This window comes from Varunaivibrio sulfuroxidans (assembly GCF_029318635.1).
Classification (GTDB): Bacteria; Pseudomonadota; Alphaproteobacteria; order Rhodospirillales; family Magnetovibrionaceae; genus Varunaivibrio; species Varunaivibrio sulfuroxidans.
Map to the genome: position 1 here is coordinate 496,945 of NZ_CP119676.1, position 20,730 is coordinate 517,674.

Sequence of the window (20,730 nt, forward strand, 5' to 3'; positions counted from 1 at the left end):
TAAAGTTCCCAATTCAAGACGCCGCCTTCTCCATATCCGTTTAAATGATGTAAGGCGCGTAACGGAAAAACCAATGCTTTTATCGCCCTCCTCTTTCCCCCTGCTTTGTGGATACCGGGCACGGCCCATACATCGCCCCCTTGTCATCGACCGGAAAAATCCGCCCTTTCGAAGGGGGGGGCTACGGAGTCGAAAATGGCGTTTTCTTTCGCCTTTTTACTTGATTCCAAAAAGTGACGGCAAAAATGAAAAGAGGCGACTTCATTCCAACGCCCGGTCAACATTTATTAAATTGCGAGGACTGCGTGAGCCGTTTATTACCCGGAAACACATACGGTGTATTCCTTATCTGCCTCGTGTTGACAAGCATCGTCCCCTGGGGAATTTCAAAAGCGCGCGCCGCCTCCACGGCTCCGACCGACAGCGTTATCATTAGCGGATCTTCGCATATTCGATTACACCAAATCGGTGCGCGCATTCTTGAAAAAATTTATGCCAAGGCCGGCATCCATTTTCAGTGGGAGGCCCTACCGACACGCCGCTCTCTGGTAGAGGCGAATGCCGGAACATACGATGGGGAGATCGCCCGAATTCCGGGCGCCAGTTCGCAGTATTCGAACCTTATCGCCGTTCCCAGTCCAATTATGGCCATTAATGGGCGCGTCTATACCGTTAACGTCAATCGGGATATCCAATCGTGGCAGGATTTAAAGGGGCTACACGTCGGCATCGTGCGTGGTGAATTGTATGCGGAGAGGGGCACGCAGGATATCGAACGCACCTCTGTCAGAGACTATCGCCAGCTCTTTCAACTTTTGCTCAGCGGCAAAGCCGACGCCGTCATCGGCATCGATACGGAAGCCGATTTCAATGTAGCGAAATACTTTCCGGGAAAAGGGATCCACACGATAGGGCGCAGCGTCTTCAAGGCTCCCTTGCATCATCTCGTGCACAAAAAAAATGCATATTTGGTTCCACAATTAAATAAAATCATTCGCGCCATGATCGAAGATGGAAGCCTTGAGGCTATTTATCGCCGGGCGGCAGCGGATCTGGGGGGCAACTAAGCCGAATTCCGGGATGGTGGACCGTCTTCCGTCTCGGGCGACCCGGGAGACGAGGACCGTCCGCTCGCGCCACTCATAGCGTGCCGTCGCGCTTTACTCTAGGCGCCATAATTTTGTTTTCGCATTGCCATAGCAACGACATGATCTTTACGTAGTCTTCGAGCACTCTTGGAGTCTGAAGCGATCTTTATTCTCACCGCTCCGCGCCGTGAACGCACGGCCCGCCACGTAAAAGACCATGACGACGGACCATAACGCGGCGTGACGCCTTGTTGTTTCCTGCCGCGACGGCGGTCGACCATGAAGTCAGTCACCTTAATTCTTGTCGGCGGCCCGTCCACACTGATGTCCATATAAATGCCCGGAGGCTTCGATGCACGATCAAAAAACAAGGGAACGCACCGTACTTGTTCTTCAAGGCGGCGGCGCTTTGGGGTCATATCAAGGGGGGGTCTACGAAGCCCTTAGCAAAAATGACTATGTCCCCGACTGGATCGCCGGAATTTCAATCGGTGCGGTTAACGCCGCCCTAATCGCGGGCAATCCTCCCGAGCTCAGGGCCAAGCGCTTGGGCGATTTTTGGGATTTGGTCTCATCGCGAATTCCCGCCCCCTATCTGACACCCACACAGCCCTCGCGCAACTTGTACAATAAGGCAAGCGCCGCCCTGACCACGGTACTGGGCGCTCCGGGATTTTTTGAACCCCGATTTCCCCCCGCTTTTCCCCATTTCACGGGCGGGCCGGGTGCGCTCAGTGTCTATAAAACGGACCAACTTCGCGAAACGTTGGAAAAATATGTCGATTTTGAGAGGCTTAACTCCGGCGCTACCCGAATTAGCGTCGGGGCCGTCAATATTGAGACCGGAAATTTCACCTATTTCGATAGCGCCCGACAGTCCTTGACGCCCGAGCACATCATGGCCAGCGGAGCCTTGCCGCCGGGGTTCGCCCCCGTGGAAATCGACGGCGCATATTATTGGGATGGGGGATTGGTGTCGAACACGCCGCTGCAGTACGTCCTCGACGAACGTCCCCGCCCCGACATGTTGATTTTTCAGGTTGACCTCTTCAGCGCCCGTGGGCCGATGCCCGATAACTTGTCCCAGGTCGCCGAAAGACAGAAGGATATCCGCTATTCCAGCCGCACCCGCCTGAATACTGATATTTTTCGCACCGAGCAATCCATACGAAGGGCGACGCATCGTCTGCTTCACAAACTTCCCGACACCCTTAAGGATGACCCGGATGTCGCCTTGCTCCATGAGTTCAGCTGTGACGCCGCCGTAACCATCGTCCACCTGATTCATCAACGTCGGCAATATTATGCGCAATCGAAAGATTACGAATTTTCCAGGTTGTCGATCGAGGAACATTGGCAAGATGGCGTTCGCGACGTTGAGGCTACCCTTCTCCATGACGACTGGAAAAAGCGAAAAAAACCACAAAGGGGCGTCAATGTATACGATCTGGCCCGCGATTCTTAGAGCTTGTTTTCATTCGCGCCCATAATTCTGGAGGACACGCGTCATATGGCGCGCTTTTCTCGTTAAATCGGCAGCAAGATAAATGGAGGACACAATGCAACTTAAAGATAAAGTCGCCGTCATTACCGGATCGGCGCGGGGCATAGGCCAAGCGATCGCCAAACGGTACGTCCTAGAAGGCGCGCGTGTTGCGATCGCCGACCTCGACCTCGACGCCGCCCAAAAGACCGCGAAGGAATTAACCGCCCTGGGTCCGGGAAGCGCTATCGGTATCGCTATGAACGTCACCGATGAAGACGCCGTCAACGCCGGCGTCGAGAAAGTTGTCGAAACGTGGGACGGCGTTGACATCCTGGTTTCCAATGCCGGCATACAATTGGTTCATAAAATTGAAAATTTTCCCTTTGCGGAATGGAAGAAACTGCTCTCCATTCATCTCGACGGCGCGTTTCTCACCACCAAGGCATGCATCCCGCATATGTACAAGCGCGGCGGTGGCTCGGTTATCTACATGGGATCCGTTCACTCCAAGGAAGCATCGCCCTTAAAATCGGCCTACGTCACGGCGAAACACGGGCTTCTGGGGTTGGCGCGAGTCATTTCCAAGGAAGGTGCGGCCCATGGCGTGCGCGCCAATGTTATTTGCCCCGGGTTTGTCAAAACGCCCCTGGTGGAAAAACAGATCCCCGAACAGGCAAAGGAACTCGGCGTCAGCGAGGAAGAGGTGGTGAAAAAAATCATGCTGGGCGGTACCGTGGACGGTGAATTCACCACCACCGAGGATGTCGCCGAAGTCGCCCTGCTGTTCGCCGCTTTCCCGACCAATGCTTTGACCGGTCAGTCGCTAGTCGTCAGCCACGGCTGGTTCATGGAATAACCGCCATTAACAAAACCCCCTCGTACGCCGGAGAATTCGAAGCCCCCCGGCACACGAGGGCTTGCAAATCCACGCCATCCTTTTACCCTCCTGTCGAGTTATCGCAACACAGCTTCTGGATTTTCCGGCGGAGCGTATAAAAGGATGGCGGCGTGAGATTTTCTGTTTTCGGCGTAAGATTCGGCGAAAGCGGTGTCCGCTTCTCCCGAACGGGGGCGTCCAAAATTTGGGCGATCGCCCCGTCCATCGGCGTGACCGTTCTTTTCCTTCTCGGACTATATGCTCTGGATCGCCTTCTGGCGGACGTGCACTTTCGCGACGTCATGGCGCGGTTGCGCGAGGTGCCTAAACCGGTTCTCGGTCTCGCCGCCCTGTCCACCGCCGCCAGTTATCTAGCGCTGGTGGGGTATGACTGGTCGGCGTTGCGCTATCTCGGTAAAAAACTTCCCCTGGCGATTGTCGGGTTCACGTCGTTCATCGGTTTCGCCCTCGGCAACACCCTGGGAATTGGCGCCCTCTCCGGCGCCGCCGTGCGTTATAGGCTGTATTCCAGGCTAGGTCTGGATGGCGGGGATATCGCCATTGTTTCCACCTTCTGCGCCGTCGGCTTTGGCTTTGGCATCGCCGTCGTCGGTTCGGCGGCAGTGATCGTTCATCCGCACGCCCTGGCCGCCATCCTTTCGCTCCCCCCCTTTGTCGTGCGTCTTTTTGGCATTCTTGTTCTGGGCGGGGCGCTGGGTCTGTTGTTGTATCGTAGCCGTACACACGGACGCTTCAAGGTTGGAAAGTGGTCGTTCCAGCTGCCCACCACCGCGATTTTAACGGGACAATTGGGCTTCTCCATCCTCGACATAGGTTTCGCAGGGATGACGCTGTACCTCCTATTGCCGCAAAGCGATCTTCCGTTACTCACGTTCATGGCTCTGTTTTCCTTCGCCGCGGTGGCCGGCGTCGCCAGTCATATTCCCGGAGGGATCGGTGTTTTCGAAGGCGTTCTGCTGACCGCTTTGCAGTTTTATATGCCATCGGACGCCGTCGCCGCCGCTCTGTTCGCCTATCGCATCCTTTACTACTTGGGACCGTTTCTACTTGCCCTAGGACTGTTGGCCTTGAGCGAAATTAGCGTGCACGCAGCGGCGCGCTACCCCAAAATCCAGGGCCTTACCACGATTATCAAACCGGTCGCCGGCGTCGTTCAGCAGTCGGTCCCGATCGCGGCGGCGGGAGTCTCCTTCATTTCCGGTCTTTTGCTCTTGATCGGCGGTTCGGTTCCGGCCTCCAAAAACACCCTGGAAACCCTAGAAACGGTTTTCCCCCTGGCCTTCGTCGAACTTTCCCACCTTACCGGGAGCATTCTTGGGGTCGTGATGATCGTTCTCGCTCCGGCGTTGCTCCGCCGCGTCGGCGCCGCTTTGTGGGTGGTGATTTCGATCGTGGCGGCGGGGGCATTTCTTTCCTTGGCGCAAAATTTGGATTTTGATCGATTTGGTCTCATGGCCTTGGTGGCGGTCGCCTTGTTGTCCTGCAAGGGGGCCTTTTACCGCCGCGCCAGGGTGTTCAGCCAATCGCTTTCCCTACCCTGGCTTCTGTTGAGCATAGCGGCCCTGTTCGGGCTTGTTTGGGTGCTGTTTTTTTCTTTTAAAACAATACCTTATAGCAATCAATTGTGGTGGGAGTTCGCGTTCAATCAGCAAGCGCCGCGCGGCCTTCGCGCCGCCGTGGCCGCGGTATCGGCTTTTCTTGTTCTGTATGTCGTCTTCGCTCTACGCCCGCCCAAGGTTCGCTCCCAGTCACCCGACGAAAGCGCCCTGAAAAAGGCGAAAGACATCGTCCGCAAACAAAACAACGCCGACGCCAATCTGGCGTTGATCGGCGATAAAATGCTGGTTTTCTCGCCCTCCGAGGAAAGTTTTCTGATGTACGGCACTCACGGGCGCAGTTGGGTCGCTTTTGGTGAGCCTGTCGGCAATCCGGACGATGGGCCGGATTTAATTTGGTCGTTTAAAAAGCTGGCCGACGCCAATAATGGGCGCGTCGCCTTCTACCAAGTTGGCGAGGAAAATCTGGTTTGGTATATCGACGCCGGGTTTACTCTGCACAAATTGGGCGAAGAGGCACGCGTCCCACTCAAGGACTTTTCCCTGCAGGGGGCGCATCGGCGCGACTTGCGTCAAAGCCACAATAGGGCTCTTCGCGAGGAATTGACCTTTGAACTCCTCCCCCCTTCACCAAGTGAAGCGATGCTAGGTGAGATCGCCGCCATATCCGACGCCTGGCTCGAGTCGAAAAATACCCGCGAGAAAGGATTTTCGTTGGGACGGTTCAGTATCGATTACATCCGCCATTTTCCTCTGGCCATTGTCCGCGAAAAGGGCAAACTCACCGCTTTCGCCAATGTCTTCACCACCGAAACCGTCAGCATGGCGAGTGTCGATCTGATGCGCCATTTGCCCAATATCTCACCGGCGACGATGGATTTTCTTTTTGTCGAACTGTTGCTGGCGCTTAAGGATCAGGGGTATCGGGAATTTAACCTTGGCATGGCGCCTCTGGCCGGTCTGGCCTCGCACCCGCAGGCGCGTATGTGGGACCGCTTTGGGGCCTTCGTTTATCGCCATGCCGGGCATTTTTACAATTTCAACGGGCTGCGCCGGTTCAAGCAAAAATTCGCCCCCGAATGGCGCCCCAAATACCTAGCGACACCGGGGGGGATCGACCCTCTCGTTGTCGCCGTCGATATCGCCGCCTTGATCAGTGGGGGGCTGGTCGGCGCACTGAAGCGTTAAAATATCTTGCTTCATGAGCGCCCCTCAATCGTCTGCATTTTTATTTTTAAACAATCGTTCCAAAAACAAGGGCGATTTTCCCGATGACGCAGGGCCCCCGTTTTATGGGGTGATTTGGAAGATGGGCTTGGCGGCGACGGAGACTTTGACTATACCACGGTCCATGCAGGATTTTGACGTCATCATCATTGGCGCGGGGGCCGCCGGCCTGATGTGCGCCATCGAGGCGAACAAGCGTGGACGCCGCGTGCTGATCCTTGAGCGTGCGCCAAAGATAGCCGGAAAGATCCGCATTTCCGGCGGAGGACGGTCCAACTTTACCAACCTGCACGTCTCTCCCGCCAACTACCTATCCGATAATCCGCGCTTTTGCGTTTCGGCGCTTAAACGTTATTCCCCGCATGATTTCATCGCCTTGGTGAAGAAGCACCACATCGCGTATCACGAACGTGAACACGGGCAACTGTTCTGCGATGAGAGCGCCCAACAGATCATCGACATGCTGTTGGACGAGGCGCGCGGCATAACCCTACGCACGGCGACAACCGTGACCCACGTCGCAAGGAGCGCCCGGGGTTTTACCGTGGCGACGGATCGCGGCACTTTTAACGCCCCGGCCCTGGTCGTCGCCACCGGCGGGCCGTCGATTCCGAAGATGGGTTCGAGCGGCTTTGGCTACGACCTCGCCCGCCAGTTCGCCCTCAAGGTGATTGAGCCGCGCCCGGGACTGGTGCCGCTGACCTTCGACGCCGATACCCTGGGCAAGCTTGACGGGCTAGCGGGCATTTCCTTGGAGGCGACCGTCACACTCGGCAAGACACGGTTCACGGAGGCCCTCCTTTTCACCCACCGGGGCGTGAGCGGCCCGGTTATTTTGCAGATATCCTCCTACTGGCGCGAAGGCGACATCCTCACCATAGATTTGCTGCCCGGCGTCAAGGTGTTCAAGCGCCTGAAAGAAACCAAAGAAACCGCGCCCAAAAAAGACGTGCGCACGGCGCTGGCGCACCTCCTGCCCAAGCGTCTGGCGCACAGGATGGCCGAATGGGCGCGCGTCGGCGGTCGTCTGGCCGAGACCCCGGACAAAGACCTGCGCCGTCTCGCGGAGCACATCAATGCCTGGCGTCTTCGCCCCAGGGGGTCGGAAGGTCTACGCACCGCCGAGGTCACCGTGGGTGGCGTCGATACCCGGCAATTGTCATCGCAAACCATGGAGGTCAAATCGGTCCCCGGCCTGTACTTCATCGGCGAGGTCGTCGATGTCACCGGGCACTTGGGCGGATTTAACTTCCAATGGGCGTGGGCATCCGGGGCGGCGTGCGGAAAAGCGGTGTAAAACGCCCCCCTGGAGACACATACCGGGAGACCTGGCCAGGAGACCCGGCATCCAGGATACATGAGAACGATTCGCATATTTTTCTTGAATAATATCCATAAAAAATATATGCATAATTATTGAGAATAGTTATTAACAACAAATCCTGATTGAGAGTCTGGAGATCGGCGTGAATCATAGCGGTGAACATATCGGCCAAACGGCCACGGGGAACGCTATAAGCGCGTCCGTGGACGAGGCCAAGACCAAGGCCTTTCCCCTCGCCCTCGCCCGCGGCGGCGAACGGCTGCGTATCGCCGCCTTCAAAACCGGCAAAGGATTGGGCAAGCGGCTCGGCGATCTCGGCCTGCACAAGGGGTCTGTCATCGACGTCGTCCTTCACCAGAGGAACGGTTCCGTCGTCGTATCGGACGGTAACAACAGGGTCGCCCTGGGCGCCGGGGCGGCGCAAATGATCATCGTCATGCTCTGCCCCGGAAAATCGGGTGATAATCATATCGCGACAGGCGAAAAGTCACCCGGGGAAACGACGACACCATGACCAGGTCTTCACTCAACATCATCATTGCCGGCAATCCAAATTGTGGCAAGACGACGCTGTTCAACGCCCTCACCGGAGCGCGCCAGCGCGTCGGAAATTGGCCCGGCGTCACCGTCGATCGCAAGACCGGGCGCTATCACGATGGCGGCCCGGTCCACGTCGTCGATTTGCCGGGCGTCTACACGCTGGGCGCGCTGCCCGGCATGGAATCCCTCGACGAACGCATCGCGCAGGACGCCATCCTCCAGGGTGACGCGCAGGTTCTCGTCAACGTGGTCGATGCCACCAATCTGGAGCGTAATCTGTATTTGACGGCGCAACTCCTCGAAATGAATATTCCGATGGTCGTCGCCGTCAACATGATGGACCTGTCGCGCAAGCAGGGCATCGCGGTGGACGTGAAGCATCTGGCCGAACATCTGGGGTGCCGGGTGGTTCCCCTGGTGGCCAGCCGTAAAGGGGGGATCGATGAATTGAAGACGGCGATCCGGGAAACGGCGGCGGAACGCCGAGCGCCCTCCGCCCGCATCGGATACGGCCAACTTCTGGAAAAAGCGATCCGGGACATCACCCCTCTCATCGCCGATGCGGCCTCGACCCACGCCGTGCCGCCGCGTTGGCTCGCCGTAAAATTGCTCGAAGGCGACGCCGCGGCCGCCGCCATGGCGGGGCCGGTCGTGATCCCCGACCTGACGCACGTGGCGGCGGTCGTCGCGGACGAACTCGGCGAGGATATCGACATCCTGATCGCCGACGCCCGTTACGCCTTCGCCAACGGGCTGGCCCACCATGTCGTTAAAAAAACGGGCGCCATGCGGCGCTCCAGCTCGGACATCCTGGATAAGATCGTCCTCAACCGTTGGTTCGGATTGCCGATCTTCCTAGGGGTAATGTATCTGATGTTCATGTTCACGATCAACCTGGGGGGCGTCTTCGTCGATTTTTTCGACATCGCGGCGAAAACCGTTTTCGTCGATGGCGTGGGGACCATATTGACGGCGCTGGGCAGCCCCGACTGGCTGCGCGTGGTGCTCGCCGACGGGTTTGGCGGCGGTATCCAAGTCGTCGCCACCTTCATCCCCATTATTGGTTTTCTCTACCTTTTCCTCTCGGTGCTTGAAGATACCGGTTACATGGCGCGGGCGGCCTTTTTGATGGACCGCTACATGCGCCTCATCGGCTTGCCCGGCAAGGCCTTCGTACCATTGATCGTCGGCTTCGGCTGCAACGTGCCGGCGATCATGGCGACGCGCACGCTCGAACAGCAACGCGACCGGATCATGTCGGTGATGATGACCCCCTTCATGTCCTGTGGCGCGCGTCTGGCGGTCTACGCCCTGTTCACCGCCGCCTTCTTTCCCGTCGGCGGCCAAAACGTCGTCTTCGGGCTTTATATCATCGGCATCGCGGTCGCGATCGGCACCGGGTTTCTGCTCAAGCATACCCTCCTAAAGGGCGAAACCACGGCTTTCGTCATGGAGCTTCCGCCCTATCACGCCCCCAACCCCAAGGGGATTGCGCTGCAGGCCTGGAGCCGACTGAAAAGTTTCATCTTCGGCGCTGGGAAGATCATCGTCGTGGTCGTCGCGATGATGAGCTTTTTGAATTCGCTCAGCCCCAACGGCACCTTCGGCCACGAGGATAGCGACCGCTCTGTTCTAAGCGCCGTCGGGCGCGCCATCGTCCCGGTTTTTGGTCCCCTCGGCATCAAGGACGACAATTGGCCGGCGACGGTCGGCGTTTTCACCGGCGTCTTCGCCAAGGAAGCGGTTGTCGGCACCCTGAGCGCGCTCTACTCCTCCTTGGGCAAGGCGGAAAACGTCGCGGGAGCCGCGACGGCCGACCACGAAGGCAACGCGCCCTATGATCTTTTCGCCGGACTGGGGGCCGCCATATCCACCATCCCGAGGAACTTCGCCGCCCTCGGTGATTTGGTCACCGACCCGCTGGGGATCGGCGCCGCCGGCGTCGATAGCGTCCAGGGCGCGGCCAAGGCCAATGGCGTCTCGCTCGACACCTTCGGGGCCATGGTTTCGCGTTTCGACGGCGCCGCCGGGGCCATGGCCTATATGCTGTTGATCCTTCTCTATATCCCCTGCGCGGCGGCGCTAGGGGCCATCAACCGGGAGGTCGGGGGGCGCTGGACGGTGTTCTCCTCGGCCTGGACCCTGGGCATCGCCTATGGGGTATCGGTCGGGTTTTATCAGGCGGCCACCTTCACCCGCCACCCGCAATCCTCATCGGTCTGGATCGGCGGTCTGGTTCTGGGCCTGGCGGCGGTCATTGCGATCATGCGGATCGTCGGGCAGCGCCGCGACCCGAAAATTCGCATATTGGCGGCGGAGTAAGCGATGATCCTGTCGGACCTTAAGTCTTATCTTTCGAAACGAAAGCGCGCCCCGATCGGCGATCTGGTCAACCGCTTCGACGCCGAACCCGACGCCCTCCGCGGCATGCTGGACCACTTTATCCGAAAGGGTCAGGCGCGCCGCCTGGACAGTGACGGCGGCGCCTGCGGGGGCTGCCAAAAATGCGCCCCCCTCACCGTGGAAATTTATGAATGGACCGGAAAATAAACCGGCCGTGAGACATCGTGCGATAAAAGGGGGGGTATTACCTTTTGCCGATGAAGCCTTTGGGAAGTTATTCGCAAGTATCGGGCCTCTTGGGTTTATGTCTCGCATTCAGTTTGAAAATTTAGACAGCACAGTTCGTGTGCTCATCGACCGTGCGATACGACAGAGAATATCCAATACGGGCTGAATTTTCTCCGGGCAGCGTTCTCGAACTTCCGATTGAGCCGCCCCTAAATTGACGAGGTCTTCATTCTCCCACGCCCTACAGTCAGACGTTGTCATGCTATGTTAGAGCGTTTCCCGACGTAAACGCGGGTCGCACGCCACGGGGAAGGTTACGAACCACGTACCTGTTCGGTGCGCCCGGACGCTTCCGCCGCAGGCCAGGGAATTCATCATGTCTTTCACGCCACGGGGATAGTCGCCGGAAGTCCGGGACTGTTGGGAGGTTTATGTTTTTATGAAGATCGGATGCTTGGCGCGGAGATGGCGACCCCAACGGGATTCGAACCCGTGTTGCCGCCGTGAAAGGGCGGTGTCCTAGGCCTCTAGACGATGGGGTCATCGACTGTGGTGGAGCGTTAGGTAAACGGACTTGCGGGCAAAATCAAGCGCAAACTGAAAACAAAAGGGACATTTATGTTTGATCGTCGGGCGTTACCGCGTAAATTGCCTTTTGATATATTAGCAATTGCACGAAATGGGTGTGTCTCCTAAAATCGGCGCGCAACTTTCGTTCCACAATTCAATCCCATGCGAAATTTTAGGGGGGGCTACATATGCTCAAGGGCAAAGTTCTTATCGCCCAAGGCGGCGGACCGACCGCCGTGATCAACCAATCTCTTGTCGGCGCGGTCCTTGAGGCGCGCAATTTCGCCGGTGTCGAGCACGTTTACGGCGCGCGCCACGGCGTCAGCGGCATTATCAATGAAGATTTTCTCGACTTGTCTCGCGAAACGCTGGAAAATCTCGAAGCGGTTGCGGACACGCCGTGTTCCGCATTGGGCTCCACCCGGGACAAACCCGACGTCAAATACTGTAAGGACATTTTCAAGGTCCTTCAGGCTCATGATATCGGCACCTTTTTTTATATCGGCGGCAACGATTCGTCGGACACGCTGCGCATCCTCAGCGAGGAAGCCGTCAAGGCTAAGTACGCCCTGCGCTGCATCCATATTCCCAAGACCATCGACAACGACCTTACGGTCAACGACCACACCCCGGGCTTCCCCTCCGCGGCGCGCTTCGTCGCCAGCGCCTTCGCTGGGATCAACCAGGATAACGCCGCCCTCAAGGGCGTTTACGTCGGCGTCGTGATGGGCCGCCACGCCGGTTTTCTGACCGCCGCCGCCGCGGGCGCCAAGCTCTATAGCGACGATGGACCGCATCTGATTTATCTTCCCGAAAGCACCTTCGACATGACCGCCTTCGTCAAGGATGTGAAAAGGATATACGACAAGCTCGGGCGCTGCGTGATCGCCGTCTCGGAAGGCATTCACGACGCCAAGGGTACGCCGATCATCACCAAACTGGCGAAAGACGTCGAACGCGACGCCCACGGCAACATTCAACTTTCCGGCACCGGGGCGCTGGCCGATCTTCTGTGCGACCAGATCAAGGAGAAAACCGGCATCACCCGCGTACGCGGCGATACCTTCGGCTATCTGCAACGCTCGTTCTTGGGCTGCGTGTCCGATGTCGATCGCATCGAAGCGCGTGAAGTCGGCCGTAAGGCCGCCCTGTTCGCCAATTATAGCGACCGCGCCCACGGCACGGTGACCATCCATCGGGTTGGCGATTACGCCGTCGAGTACAAGCTGTCGCAATTGAAGGACGTCGCGGGCAAAACCAAGGTCATGCACAAATCCTTCATCAACCGCGAGGCCAATGGCGTAACCGCGAAGTTTATGGACTATCTGGCGCCGCTATTGGGTTCGAACATGCCGGTGGCTTCCCGGCTCGATATGTCCAACGGCGTGCCTAAAATTCTGACCAAGAAATAAACCGGACAAACCGATAACGATGGCGATTATCGACGCGATGGGAAAAAGGCCGACACAAGCGCCGGCCTTTTTTCTATTTTTCCCGAATCTGGCCCTTTTTCCATTCACGCCCTAACGTCTTTTACGCCGCCCCTGTTTTTTCCCCGTGTCGGTTTGGCCGGACGGCGGTTTTTCACCCGTCGCGACGAGGCAGGCGTTGAAGACCCTTTTCAAGGACCCTCGGCGGTCCATCTTTTCCGCCCATTGCCAGGCCGTCGGGTTCAACGCTAGGGCCAGACCGACCAATTCGATGGCGCCATCTTGACAAGCCGCCCCGTAACATACCGCGCCGACACCAAGTTTTTCGATTTTTTCGGCGATCACAAATTGCCCCGGCGTTTGTGGCAAGACCACTTGGGAGCGCCCCAGCGACAGACATATCCCGGCCAACGTAGGATTGCCGTCATGAATAACGATCAAGGCCTTCCCCGCCTCGTCCTCGCCATCGCCGGGGCGCGGCAACAGATGGACATCACGCCATGCCATCGCCGAAAGAAAATCCCGCGATACCCCCTCGATATATGCGCGGACGGGCATCGTGAATTGTCCAAGGGCGTTCATCAAAAAATCCACCGTATGCACGTCGCTTTTGACATGGACGTAGGCCCCCGCCCCGGACGGCGCCGCCGCAGGACCGGGAACCGACAACAACGGTCCCACGGCCTTAGGTCGGCGGACATCATCGTAGAAATCAAACTGGGGGAGGTCCAAAACAAAGCGGTCCACGCAGGCGTTGGTGATGTCGCTCAGTAAATTAATCTCCGGCTCGCCCAAGCCCGCCAAGGCTTGATTGACGACATGGACCAATCCCTGTTCCCGCGCCGGTGGGGCCGCGGCGCCCCATAAGGTCGGATAACGTCCGGACTCTGTGATCGCCGGTAGGGTCCCCTCCTTCCCCAACGCGATCACGGGGGCGCGACCACGGGCCGCAATCATCAATCCCGGACTATCGTAGGCCACGACCAACGCCGGACGATGAAATTCGATCAAGGTGCGCCAACGATCAACCTGTGTCGTTATGGCCGCACCGTCGGCGATTCCCAGTTTGACCAAATAATGCACATAATCGGGGTACGCCATGGGATCGGGTTGCGGCGCGCCCCGTCCGGCACGCCAAACCGGGGCCTGTAACACGGAAAACCCTTGTTGACGCAAAATCACCATGGGGCGGTTGCAATCGCGCAAGACGAAAACCGGGGTATGACCATGGAGTCGCAAACGATTGGCGATCGGAAGAAGCACATTGACGGGATCGAGCCCGGTCGATACTTCCGCGGCCAAAAAGACCGTGGCCATGCCCTACCCCTCGCTATTGTGGATGATTATCGCGAATACTCACCATATAGGCGCGGCATCATCAATCAGCAACTGAGGACGCCTGTTTCCATTCCATTCGTTGATGCGCAATTTCCCCGCCATGTGAAAAGGTCGTCCACCGTGCGCCAGCAACCCCGGTCCCAAATCGCTATCCATGGCGCGAAAGGCGATAGCGGTTATCGTCGCGCCGTCCTTGCCGCGCAAAATGCATCGCACATGGTTGCGCGCCTTGCCGACCGGGTCGGCCTTGGCGATGCCGACGTCAACAAGGGCGAAACGCGGTTCCGGATTACCGCTACCGAAGGGACCAAGGCGGGACAGGGTTTCCACTAAGGCGACGGTGGCGGCGCGCACTTCCATGGCCCCATCGAGATAAAGATCGTTCACCCGCGTGCCTTGAATAACTTGCTCGGCCAAGCGGTCGGCGAAAAAGCGCCGCAGGTCGTCGAGCCGGTCCTCGGCGACGGTGAACCCCGCGGCCATGGCGTGCCCACCTCCCTTGACTAAGATTCCCGCCTGGCGCGCGGCGATCACGGCGGCCCCCAGATCAACCCCTAAAATGGATCGCCCCGATGCGGTCCCCTGCCCCTGCGCCAGGGCGACGACACAGGCTGGGCGGTTGAACCGTTCCTTCAGACGCGAAGCGACAATGCCGACAACTCCCGGATGCCACCCCTTTGCGGCGACGACCAATACCGGGTCGTCCAGGTAATGGGCTTCGGCTTGCGCCAGCGCTTGCTCCAAGACCGCGCCTTCGATGTCCTGGCGTTCACGGTTAAGCTCGTCGAGCCGGTGGGCGAGAATTTTCGCCTCCTCGGGGTCATCCGTGCGCAGCAGGCGCGCGCCTAAGTCCGAAGCCCCGACCCGCCCTCCGGCGTTGATCCGGGGTCCCAGCACAAAACCGGCGTGGTAGGCGTTGGGCTTTTCGTCAATCCGCGCGACATCGACGAGGGCGCTCATTCCGACGTTCCGCCGAAGCGCCATCACCTTTAGCCCCTGTGCGACCAAAGCACGGTTAACGCCCGTCAAAGGAACCACGTCGCAGACCGTTCCCAAGGCCACGATATCGAGCCACTGCAAGGGATCCGGCGCGGGACGCGTCTTATACCATCCGGCATTGCGTAAAACCCGATTGGCCCCGACGACGAGAAGAAAGGTCACGCCGACCGCCGCCAAATTGCCGTGCGGGCTATGTTCATCCAACCTGTTGGGATTAACGATCGCCACCGCCTTCGGTAAAGCCGGTTCCGCAGTATGGTGATCGATTACGATCACCTCCAAGCCAAGGTCCACGGCGGCGTCCAAAGAGGCGAATGCGGCGGTTCCGCAATCCACGGTAACAACGACGCTGGCACCCTGTTCTTTGAGGCGCGCCATCGCCGCCGCGTTGGGGCCGTAACCTTCGCGCAGACGATCGGGAATGTACACCAGAGCCCGGCCGCCCACGGCATGAACAAACCGCGCGAGCAAGGCCGAAGAGGTCGCGCCATCGACGTCGTAATCGCCGAAAATAGCGATCAACTCCCCACTCATGACGGCGCTCGCCAAACGCTCCGTCGCGCCGTCCATATCTTTCAAATGTGCGGGATCGGGCAAAAAATCCCGCAATGTCGGATCCAGGAAACGTTCGGCGTCATCCAATCTCACGCCGCGCGCCGACAGGACCCGAGCCAACACGTCGGGAATCCCCAAACGCTGCGCGAAGGTCAACGCCAAACGTTCATCGACGGGTTTGCTAGCCCATCGCCGTCCCGATAACGACGACGCGACGTTCAAAAAATTTTTATCGTCGGTCATTCGGTTCAAGGTCGCCCATCGGCGAAGTTATGGTGCGCCTCGATGTAGCGGACGGTTCCGGTGACCGAACGCATGACGATGGAATGGGTAATATGCACGCCATGATTTTGCACCCCGGCGAGCAATGCGCCGTTGGTCACCCCGGTGGCGGCGAACGTGACATCACCGTTCGCCATTTCCGCCGCGGTCCATATTCGATCTAAATCGTGGATACCACACCCTTGGGCCAGGTGGCGTTCGCCATCGTCGCGATAAACCAACCGTGCTTGCATTTGCCCCCCAACGCAGTTCAGCGCCGCCGCCGCCATCACCCCCTGGGGGGCGCCTCCAATCCCCATGTACAGATCGATGCCGCTTTCCGGCCACCCGGCGCCCAAGGCGCCGCTGACGTCACCATCGCGGATCAAAACGATTCTCGCCCCCGCCTCGCGCACCTGAGAGATCAGCTGTGCATGGCGGGGCCGGTCCAAGACGCACACGACCAAATCGCCGATATCCATATCCTTGGCGTCGGCCACAGCGGAAAGGTTTTCCGCGGGCGCGCGTTCAAGAGATACGATCCCCTCGGGGAGGCCCGCGCCGACGGCAATTTTTTCCATGTAAAGGTCGGGGACATTCAAAAACCCCCCCTCTTCGGACATCGCGAGAATCGATAAGCCATTGGGTTCACCCTTGGCGATAATCGTCGGCCCCTCCAAGGCCATTACCGCGACATCGACCTGCGGCCCATTACCCGCCCCGACTTTTTCCCCGGGAAAGAGAAGATCGCCGTTATCACCGAAACGCACGGCGCCGTCGATCGCCAGCTTGGCGATGGCCCGGTGCATGGCCGTGATAGCGGCGCGGTCGGCGGCCTCATCATCGCCACGCCCCATCAGGCGTGAAGCCGCCAACGCGGCCGCTTCGGTAACGCGCACGGCCTCAAGCGCGAGATTACGTCCGGAACCGCTGCTGTCGCTCATATATGACGCCTCCCAAATTTCGCACCGTCAAACACGCCCGCCCCAAACGCCACTGTCGTGGCGCACCACGCCACGCCCAAGAAAAAACGCCTCAAGTCAAGTTTACGCCAACGCCGCGTGATTTAAAAACTTTCGATACGGATCATGTGCGGAGCCTCGAGAACGCCGTCGATATCGGCGATTTTCGCAATGGCCTGGGCCATTTGTCGTTCGGTTGTTTCGTGGGTGATGACGACCACGGGAACGGGTTCTCCCGGGTTGCGCCCGCGCTGCAACAACGACTCCATCGAGACGTCATGGTCGCGCAACGCGCAAGCAATATCGGCGAAGACGCCGGGACGATCGACCAACATCAACCGCAAATAATACGCCCCATGGCGATCGGCGATGGATTGGCTGGCGTAATCTCTTAGCACACCGGCGGGGACGCCAAACGTGGGAACGCTGACGCCGCGGGCGATATCGGCGATATCGGCGACAACTGCCGATGAGGTCGGCCCCGCTCCGGCGCCGCGGCCTTCGTGCATCAGGGTGTCCACGGCGTCACCGTCGGCGACGACGGCGTTGAAGACGCCTTCGACGGTGGATATGGGGCTGCCCCCCCGCACCAAGCACGGGTGCACCCGCTGGTCGATCACATCGTCATGGCGTTCCGCGATCCCCAACAATTTGATGCGAAAGCCGAGTTCATCGGCAAATTGAATATCCAGAGCGGAAATATTCGTGATGCCTTCGACATGGACCGAAGGAAAGTTCAATGCTCCGCCAAAAGCGACGCTGGCGAGAATGGCGATTTTATGGGCGGCATCAACCCCCTCGATATCGAAAGCGGGATCGGCCTCGGCGTAGCCCAGGCTCTGAGCCTCGGCCAAGACGTCGGCATAATCGCGCCCGGTTTCGCGCATCGTGCTCAGGATATAATTGCAGGTTCCATTGAGAATACCGTAAACCCGAGACAACGCGTTCCCGGCCAAACCTTCGCGCAGGGTTTTGACGATCGGAATTCCCCCGGCGACGGCAGCCTCGTAATTCAAGGAAACACCTTTTTCTTCCGCTATTTTCGCCAGTTCAACACCATGATGGGCCAACAACGCTTTGTTCGCGCTCACCACATGTTTGCCCGAACCGAGCGCCGCGGTGACCAGATCGCGGGCGACGCCTTCCGAGCCGCCGATCAATTCGACAACCACGTCACAATCGGCATCTTGCGCCATCGCGCAAGGGTCGTCGTACCAGGCATAGGGGGACACATCGACGCCTCGATCCCGGCCTCGGTCGCGGGCGCTGACGGCGGTAATGACGATTTCCCGTCCGCAGCGCGCCTTCAGGAGGGCGCTATTTTTTTCGATCACGCCAACGGTGCCGGCGCCGACCGTTCCCAGTCCGGCGATGGCTATTTTTAAAGGAGTGTTCACGATGCCTCTGCGCGTTTTTTTTCCGAATCCTCGATGACATGGTCATAGGTGTCGAGGAATTGTTTAATACTGCGCACCGCTTGGCGGGTGCGATGTTTATTTTCGACGAGACCAAGGCGCACGAATCCGTCGCCGTACTCCCCGAAACCGATTCCCGGCGCGACCGCGACCTGGGCTTCGCTGAGCAATAATTTGGAAAATTCCAACGATCCTAAATGGCGAAAAGCCGGAGGAATGGGCGCCCAGGCGAACATTGTCGCCTCGGGGGATGGTAACTTCCAGCCGGCCTGCCCGAGTCCCTCGACAAGGGTGTCGCGGCGTTCCTTATACAGCTTGCGGATATCTTCGACGCAATCCTGGGGGCCGTTCAACGCCGCCGCCGCCGCCACCTGAATGGGGGTAAACGCGCCGTAATCGAGATAGGATTTGATCCGCGTTAAAGCCGCGATCAGGTCCTTATTACCGGCCGCGAACCCGATCCGCCAGCCCGGCATCGAGTAGGTCTTGCTCATCGACGTGAACTCAACCGCGATATCCCGCGCCCCCGGCACCTGCAAAATCGACGGCGGCGGATTATCGTTAAAATAAATCTCCGCGTAGGCGAGATCGGAAAGAACATAAATTTTATGATGGCGGCAAAAATCGACGACACGCGCATAGAAATCCAAATCCGCCATGCACGCCGTCGGGTTGTTCGGATAATTCAACACCAGCATGGTCGGCTTAGGGATGCTGTGACGCACCGCGCTATCCAGAGATTGGAAAAAGGCTTCCCCTGTCGCCACGGGAATGTTGCGCACCGCCGCGCCGGCGATAATAAAACCGAATTGGTGAATCGGATAGCTGGGATTGGGCACCAAGATCACATCGCCCGGGCTGGTCACGGCCGAGGCCAGATTAGCCAAGCCTTCCTTCGACCCCAGGGTCACGATGCATTCGCTTTCGGGATCGATGGCGACATTGAAACGACGTTCGTAGTACGCCGAAAAAGCCTTTCTCAAGCCCGGAATTCCTCGCGAATTCGAATACCGATGGGTGCGCGGATTGTTCACGGTTTCGATCATTTTATCGACAATATGGCGCGGAGTCGGCGAGTCGGGATTGCCCATACCGAAATCGATAATGTCCGCGCCATCGGCGCGGGCGCGGGCCTTCATGGCGTTGACCTCTGCGAAAACATAGGGCGGAAGGCGCTTTATTCGATGAAAATCTTGGTTCATATCGCTCATGTGTAAAAAAACCGCAGGGTTATAACTGGTCGTTTTCGCACGGATCCGGCCCGTTCCCCAAGCATTGTCGTTTTTTTTGGATACCGCGTCCGAATCTTGGCGCGCGCCGCGCCGTCAAAGACTTACTTAAGTCAACGCCTTACTTAACAAGAAAAATTTCGGCCCGGCGGTTACCGGCTTCCCCAGAGGGCATGACTTCGTAGTATAACGGCTCCGTATCGGAGACCGCGACAATTTGCACCGCGCTCTTAGGGACACCGAGGGAAACCAATTTCCGCGCGACGTTGTCGGCCCGTTCGACGGACAATTTGAAATTCAGCATTTTGTGACGAATGGGATCCATATTCGCGGTACGCGAAGAGGCATGGCCCACGACACGAAGTTCCCCCCCCCGTTCCGCCTGCAGTTCGCGAACCGCCCTTAAAATGGAAACATCGCGGGAATCCAGACCGGCGGAGTCGTTGGCGAACAGGATGCTCGCCACCTTCAGGTCGCCCACGGAGGATGCGCCGTGCGCGACGGGTTTACCCGGGGTTTTCGCGGAGGATGGAAAGAGAAGCTCGCCCTTGTGGGGCACGATTGCTCCGCTGGACTCCGTCACGTTGGCGGTATCCACGCCATCACTGGAGATGATAACCGTCTTATAGGAATCAGCGGCCTCGCCGCCGGCGCCATTTGCCCCGGTCAATTCCGCCAACTTGCGCGCGGACATCTCGGGCGCGCCGCGCCCGGCGGTCGCACCATCAATCACCACGGTCCCGTATTCGCTGTTCGCGGCGGCCATCGGAGAAACGGGCGGCGGCAAAGGCGACGTCTTCGACGCCACTGCGCCAAGGTTTTCAGGCGCGGTGGGGGGCGACGTATCGGAAGCCTGCCCCGTCTGTGTATGTTGCGTGGGCGGCGGCGCAATCTGTTCCGGCGTCACCGCGATGACCGGTTGAGCGGCCGGAGCGGGCGCCTCGGCGGTGGGCGGAGTCTCGCTGAGCACGCTGCTTGGCGCGCTTTGCCGGGGAATCGGTTCGGAGGCGTACGCCTGGGCCCCATCCGCGCTATTCAGGCCGCTGGAAGTTTCGCCGGGTGTGGTTTTTTTTGAAGCTTGCGGTTTGGGCGCGTTCTTGTCGGCGACAAGACCGTTCGCCGGCGCCTTGGCCTGCCCGGCGGTGTCGCCACCGGTGAAAAAATCCGAAGCGCTTTTGTACCATTCAACCGGGTTTGCGGCATTGGGAACCGAAGAACACCCGGCGATAGCGCCAAGCGCCAACAAAGCCACGAGCCGCGTCACAGGGTTTAATCCAGTCG

Annotated in this window: 15 protein-coding genes and 1 tRNA gene; 9 read left to right on the top strand and 7 right to left on the bottom strand. The window is 58.7% G+C overall.

Features of this window, described 5'->3' with window-relative positions:
* The first annotated feature begins 245 nt into the window (after positions 1 to 245).
* From P3M64_RS02205 to P3M64_RS02240, 8 genes are all read left to right on the top strand, one after another.
* Positions 246 to 1,067, top strand: a complete 822-nt coding sequence (locus P3M64_RS02205; protein WP_132938297.1) for a substrate-binding periplasmic protein — start codon at positions 246 to 248, stop codon at positions 1,065 to 1,067.
* 373 nt (positions 1,068 to 1,440) lie between these two features.
* Positions 1,441 to 2,553 (top strand): DUF3734 domain-containing protein, encoded by a 1,113-nt coding sequence (locus P3M64_RS02210; protein ID WP_132938296.1) that lies wholly within the window; start codon positions 1,441 to 1,443, stop codon positions 2,551 to 2,553.
* A 94-nt stretch (positions 2,554 to 2,647) separates the two neighbouring features.
* Positions 2,648 to 3,430: a 3-hydroxybutyrate dehydrogenase gene (locus tag P3M64_RS02215; RefSeq protein WP_132938295.1), complete on the top strand. Its 783-nt coding sequence runs from the start codon at positions 2,648 to 2,650 to the stop codon at positions 3,428 to 3,430.
* A gap of 152 nt (positions 3,431 to 3,582) precedes the next feature.
* The gene (gene mprF / locus P3M64_RS02220; RefSeq protein ID WP_132938294.1) at positions 3,583 to 6,216 is read left to right on the top strand and encodes a bifunctional lysylphosphatidylglycerol flippase/synthetase MprF; all 2,634 of its coding nucleotides are present in this window, start codon (positions 3,583 to 3,585) and stop codon (positions 6,214 to 6,216) included.
* Between the two features lie 145 nt (positions 6,217 to 6,361).
* Positions 6,362 to 7,552 carry a BaiN/RdsA family NAD(P)/FAD-dependent oxidoreductase gene (locus tag P3M64_RS02225; RefSeq protein ID WP_322111134.1) on the top strand — a complete coding sequence of 397 codons (1,191 nt, stop codon included), beginning with the start codon at positions 6,362 to 6,364 and terminating at the stop codon, positions 7,550 to 7,552.
* A gap of 169 nt (positions 7,553 to 7,721) precedes the next feature.
* Positions 7,722 to 8,093 carry a FeoA family protein gene (locus P3M64_RS02230; RefSeq protein WP_165886240.1) on the top strand — a complete coding sequence of 124 codons (372 nt, stop codon included), beginning with the start codon at positions 7,722 to 7,724 and terminating at the stop codon, positions 8,091 to 8,093.
* On the top strand, positions 8,090 to 10,441 hold the full coding sequence (feoB, locus tag P3M64_RS02235; protein WP_132938292.1) for a Fe(2+) transporter permease subunit FeoB: 2,352 nt from the start codon (positions 8,090 to 8,092) through the stop codon (positions 10,439 to 10,441). Before P3M64_RS02230 ends, feoB begins: the two co-directional genes overlap by 4 nt.
* Positions 10,442 to 10,444: 3 nt before the next feature.
* The gene (locus tag P3M64_RS02240) at positions 10,445 to 10,669 is read left to right on the top strand and encodes a FeoC-like transcriptional regulator (protein ID WP_132938291.1); all 225 of its coding nucleotides are present in this window, start codon (positions 10,445 to 10,447) and stop codon (positions 10,667 to 10,669) included.
* A gap of 487 nt (positions 10,670 to 11,156) precedes the next feature.
* Here the strand turns inward: P3M64_RS02240 and P3M64_RS02245 are convergent.
* Positions 11,157 to 11,232, bottom strand: a tRNA-Glu gene (locus P3M64_RS02245).
* A 216-nt stretch (positions 11,233 to 11,448) separates the two neighbouring features.
* On the opposite strand from P3M64_RS02245, the gene P3M64_RS02250 reads away from it, so the two are divergent.
* A complete protein-coding gene (locus P3M64_RS02250) occupies positions 11,449 to 12,672 on the top strand; it encodes a 6-phosphofructokinase (protein ID WP_132938290.1) in 1,224 nt (407 codons plus the stop codon).
* Between the two features lie 111 nt (positions 12,673 to 12,783).
* Here P3M64_RS02250 and P3M64_RS02255 read toward each other — a convergent pair whose 3' ends face one another.
* The 6 genes from P3M64_RS02255 to P3M64_RS02280 form a co-directional block, all read right to left on the bottom strand.
* Positions 12,784 to 14,007, bottom strand: a complete 1,224-nt coding sequence (locus P3M64_RS02255; protein WP_132938289.1) for a hypothetical protein — start codon at positions 14,005 to 14,007, stop codon at positions 12,784 to 12,786.
* A 39-nt stretch (positions 14,008 to 14,046) separates the two neighbouring features.
* Positions 14,047 to 15,825 (bottom strand): single-stranded-DNA-specific exonuclease RecJ, encoded by a 1,779-nt coding sequence (gene recJ / locus P3M64_RS02260; protein ID WP_132938288.1) that lies wholly within the window; start codon positions 15,823 to 15,825, stop codon positions 14,047 to 14,049.
* Positions 15,826 to 15,830: 5 nt separating this feature from the next.
* The gene (glpX, locus tag P3M64_RS02265) at positions 15,831 to 16,787 is read right to left on the bottom strand and encodes a class II fructose-bisphosphatase (protein ID WP_132938287.1); all 957 of its coding nucleotides are present in this window, start codon (positions 16,785 to 16,787) and stop codon (positions 15,831 to 15,833) included.
* 122 nt (positions 16,788 to 16,909) lie between these two features.
* Positions 16,910 to 18,202 (bottom strand): homoserine dehydrogenase, encoded by a 1,293-nt coding sequence (locus tag P3M64_RS02270; protein WP_132938286.1) that lies wholly within the window; start codon positions 18,200 to 18,202, stop codon positions 16,910 to 16,912.
* Positions 18,199 to 19,422, bottom strand: coding sequence for an LL-diaminopimelate aminotransferase (locus P3M64_RS02275; RefSeq protein WP_165886248.1), 1,224 nt, complete (start codon positions 19,420 to 19,422; stop codon positions 18,199 to 18,201). Before P3M64_RS02275 ends, P3M64_RS02270 begins: the two co-directional genes overlap by 4 nt.
* A gap of 148 nt (positions 19,423 to 19,570) precedes the next feature.
* On the bottom strand, positions 19,571 to 20,713 hold the full coding sequence (locus tag P3M64_RS02280) for an OmpA family protein (protein WP_165886239.1): 1,143 nt from the start codon (positions 20,711 to 20,713) through the stop codon (positions 19,571 to 19,573).
* Positions 20,714 to 20,730 lie beyond the last annotated feature (17 nt).